Below are 2734 nucleotides of genomic sequence, written 5' to 3' on the forward strand. Positions count from 1 at the left end.
GTCCGCAGCACCGCTTCGGCTGGAAATCCCGGAGCTTTCGGCAGCGTATGGTCCAGATGGTCGAAATTGGAGAATGTCGTCGGCGAGCCCGGCCGCATCATCATGTCGAAAACGGCTGGCACCGCGACCTTTTCGGTAATGGACACCGACAGCCAGCGCGCGGGGAGCTTTCGTGTCGCCAGCGTATCGACGATGGTGCGCAACTGGACATGTTGGCCGTTCCACGATCCTTCCCAGGTCAAAACACCTGCCGTGCCCTCCGAGACATTGGCAGCGTCCGCGACGATGGTGCGAATGCTGGCCTCGTCGGCGGCGAGCGCGGCCGAGGCCCTGTCGCGGCTGCGGCGTGCCAGCCACGCAAAGTGAAGGACGAGAGCCAGGACAATTGCCCCGGCAAGCAGTGCTGATGTCACCTCGGACATTTTATCGTGCAAGGCCCATCCAGGTCCTGGACGGGCCTACTCCTATCAATAGCCCTGCGGTTTCGGCCACGGCATGGTGAACTGGTCGCCACGCCGCACGAATTTGTAGCGGTAGAAGTGGAACCACAGCGAAATCAGGAAATAGAAGGCGACCATGGCGATCAACTGCGAGCCGAAGCCGAGGAAGATGGCGAAGAAGGTCACCACGCACAGGCAGAACAGCACGATTGCCGGCAGCGGATGGAAGGGGTGCGTGTAGCCGCGGCGGATCGACCCCAGCGGCCACTTCTTGCGGAACATCATGATGTTGATGCTCATGAAAGTGTACTGCAGGACCCCCGACAGGATCGAGAAGGTGATCGCCTGGTTGAGATCGGCGATGAAGGCGAAGGCCAGCGCGATCGGCAGCAGGAACAGGATCGAGCGGTAGGGCGTGCGGTATTTCGGATGCACCGCCGAGAACCAGCTCGGCAGATAGCGGTCGCGGCCGAGCGAGAACCAGGCGCGCGCCGCGTCGTTGATGCAGCCGTTTGCCGAGGCAAGCGCGGCGAGCAGCGTTGCTATGAACAGAAGGTTCTCGAGCAGCGGGCTTCCGGTCAGCTTGCCGGCATCCCACAGCGGATAATAGGTGATGCCGAGATATTCCCAGGGCATCAGCGAGGCGCAGACATACCAGGTCATGGCGGCGGCGATCAGTAGCGTGATCATGCCGGCCATCGTGCCGTAGGGCAGCGAGCGTGCGGGCGAGCGCACTTCTTCGGCCGCCTGCGTTGTGCCTTCGATGCCGAGATAATACCAGATGCCGAACTGGAAGGCGGCAATGACGCCGATCCAGCCATAGGGCAGCGCGTTTCCTGGAGTGACCAGTTCGTTGAGCTTCAGCACCGCGCCTTGCGTCCACGGGCTGACCGAGAAGAACAGGACGACGATCGAGACATAGGCGATTGCCGTGATGACGAAATTGACGTTGAGCGTCATCAACACGCCGCGATAGTTGAGCCAGGCCAGCACCACGATGGTGGCGGCGATGAAGGAATTGTGGGTTAGCCCTTCGACTCCGGCCTTGGCGACGATCGTATCGCCGAGCAGGATGGCGTCGGATACTTCCAGCATCGTGTAGGCAAAGACCAGGAACAGCGCGACGTTGAACGCCATCAGCGGGCCCACGATGTGCTTGGCCTGCGCATACTGCCCGCCGGCGGCGGCGACAGTCGACGTCACCTCGGAATCGATCATGGCCACCGAGGTGTAGAGCAGTCCGACGACCCAGCACACGATCAGGGCCGCCAGCGCGCCGCCCTTGTCGGCCGAGAAATTCCAGCCGGTGAACTCGCCGACCAGAACGATGCCGACACCGAGCGCCCAGACATGGGCCGGGCCGAGCACCCGAAGCAGCGATACCCGGTCGCCGTGAATTGTGGTGGTGATGTTGTTTTCAAGCGCGACCGTCATCGATCAATCCCCACTCAGATCCGGTGTTTTTCGGAAGCGGCTTCAAGCTCGCCTTCACGCGACGAGGTCAGAACGTCCTCGGAGTAGTTTGTATCGATCTTGAACCAGTCGTAGAGCATCCACAGCGCGAGCACGATCGAGATGCCCCAGCATGCGTAAGAGAGTGCCACCCACATGATCGTGTCCCCAAATTCTTCGTCGCCAAACTCTATTTGTCGTCGAACTTCTCGTTGATGACATCGCGATATTCGCGGTCGGATGCCCGGAACAGGAACACGAAATAACCGATCAGGACGGCCGCCATGATGATCAATGTCGGCCAGTCGATGATGTAGTGGAACCGGTTCTGGATGATGTCGTGCGCGGTCTCCGGCGTATAGCCGAGCTTTTCCCAGATCGAGGCCATGGTCGGATTCTGCCCGAGCGCTTCCCAGGTCTTGGCATCGAGTGCATCGATGGATTTTGCGGCCCCGGCAAGACCAAGCTTCAGCGGTAGCCACAGTGCCACGAAGATGGCGACCACGACAACGGCGATGTCGAAGACTTGCCCGGCCTTGCTCTGCTCCGGCGGCGTGTAGCGGGACATTGTTTCTCCCCTCAGGACTTGCGGTTGCGGGACGCGTCGGCGTTCTTGATGTCGAGCCCGTAGATGAACTCCTTGTCTTCCTTGTAGTGTTTGACCATCGCCAGGATGGCCGCCGTGTTGAAGATGAGCACCGCGGCGGCGGCCAGGGCTACGACGGCCTTGATGCCGCCCTGGGGAATGTGTGGCCAAGTCATGAGGAGGACGAAGAGGATCGTCGCCCACAGGCAGACGATCAGAAGCGCGGATCCGCGCAAATCGGAGCGGTACAGCGCTT

Annotated in this window: 4 protein-coding genes and 1 pseudogene; all 5 read right to left on the reverse strand. The window is 61.0% G+C overall.

The window, feature by feature from the left end:
- A pseudogene (locus tag EOA36_RS32795) lies at window positions 1–422 on the reverse strand (hypothetical protein); the annotation flags it as partial.
- Between the two features lie 45 nt (window positions 423–467).
- Window positions 468–1874 carry an APC family permease gene (locus EOA36_RS32800; RefSeq protein WP_127280936.1) on the reverse strand — a complete coding sequence of 469 codons (1407 nt, stop codon included), beginning with the start codon at window positions 1872–1874 and terminating at the stop codon, window positions 468–470.
- A 14-nt stretch (window positions 1875–1888) separates the two neighbouring features.
- On the reverse strand, window positions 1889–2050 hold the full coding sequence (locus EOA36_RS32805; RefSeq protein ID WP_127280937.1) for a hypothetical protein: 162 nt from the start codon (window positions 2048–2050) through the stop codon (window positions 1889–1891).
- Between the two features lie 32 nt (window positions 2051–2082).
- Window positions 2083–2460 (reverse strand): hypothetical protein, encoded by a 378-nt coding sequence (locus EOA36_RS32810; RefSeq protein WP_127280938.1) that lies wholly within the window; start codon window positions 2458–2460, stop codon window positions 2083–2085.
- Between the two features lie 11 nt (window positions 2461–2471).
- The coding region (locus tag EOA36_RS32815; protein ID WP_127280939.1) for a hypothetical protein at window positions 2472–2734 on the reverse strand (263 nt) is incomplete at its 5' end.

The organism is Mesorhizobium sp. M8A.F.Ca.ET.021.01.1.1 (genome assembly GCF_003998025.1).
Taxonomy (GTDB): domain Bacteria; phylum Pseudomonadota; class Alphaproteobacteria; order Rhizobiales; family Rhizobiaceae; genus Mesorhizobium.

Coding starts and splice junctions, on each gene's coding strand:
- EOA36_RS32805 (WP_127280937.1), bottom strand. CDS start 2,050: ATGTGGGTGGCACTCTCTTACGCATGCTGGGGCATCTCGATCGTGCTC.
- EOA36_RS32810 (WP_127280938.1), bottom strand. CDS start 2,460: ATGTCCCGCTACACGCCGCCGGAGCAGAGCAAGGCCGGGCAAGTCTTC.
- EOA36_RS32800 (WP_127280936.1), bottom strand. CDS start 1,874: ATGACGGTCGCGCTTGAAAACAACATCACCACCACAATTCACGGCGAC.